1 protein-coding gene is annotated in these 1,009 nt (G+C 69.2%); it reads right to left on the reverse strand.

Going from position 1 to position 1,009, the window contains the following annotated elements; all coding sequences use genetic code 11:
- On the reverse strand, nt 1–1,009 hold a 1,009-nt coding region (gene ripC / locus AC2VON_RS16165), incomplete at both ends, for a peptidoglycan hydrolase RipC (protein WP_486953864.1).

A 1,009-nucleotide genomic window follows, 5' to 3' on the forward strand; every position in this document is an offset into this window, starting at 1 on the left:
TCATCGGCACCACCTGGACCGGCTGACCGTAGGTGGACGAATGGACCATCATGCCGTCGCCGACGTAGATGCCGGAGTGGGAGGCATCCCCGTAGAACGTCAGCACATCGCCGGGTTGCAGGTCGGACAGCGCGATCGGCTGTCCGCCATTGGCCTGCGCCTGGCTGGAATGCGGCAAGGAGATGCCGGCCTGGTGGAATGACCACATCACCAACCCGGAGCAGTCGAACCCGCCCGGCCCGGAACCGCCCCAAGCGTAGGGCGTGCCGACCTGCGTCAGCGCCGCTTGCACCACGGTCGCTGCCCGTTCACCGCCGGGCGCGTCCCCGCCGATCGGCGGCGGCTCTCCTGCACCGGTAGGCGGCTCGGCTTCGTCGATCGGCGGCAATGCGTCGGCCGGGGGCAAGCCCGGCATGACACCGGGCGTCAAACCAGGTATCGCCTCGGGTGCGGGCGCGCCGGGGGCCGCCTCGGGTGCCGGGCCGGGGGCAGCAAGTGCGACGCGCTGTCCGGGCGTCAGCGACATGTACTGCGATTTGACCACGGCGATCTGCAGTTGCAGCCGACTCCGCCGGGATTGCAGGTCCGCGCGCACCTCGGCGGCCCGCTCGGCGGCTGCCGTGGCCTCGGTCGCGGACTTGGCGGACGCCTGCTCGGCCCGGTCGGCCTGCTCGTTGGCGTCCCGGTAGCGCTCCATTCGCACCGCCATATCGGCGGACACCACCCGCTGCACGGCCAGCTTGTCGATCAGCTGCTGCGGCGACCCGGCGGTCAACATCGCGTCCAGGCCATCGGTCCGGCCACCCATGTACGTGGTGGTGGCAAACTGATTCACCGCCGACTGGTAGGTTGCCAGCTGCACTTTTGCGGCATTCAGCGCTGCTTGGTCGTCGGCGTGTACCTTGTTGGCAGCCCGTTGAGCCGCAAGCTTTTCCTTGAAGTCGAGCTGCGCGCTGTGCATCGCCTCGGTGGTCTGTTCGGCCTGGCGGGACAGCTCGTTGAGCTTTGC

The sequence above is a fragment of the Mycobacterium sp. TH-M82 genome, from assembly GCF_057473605.1.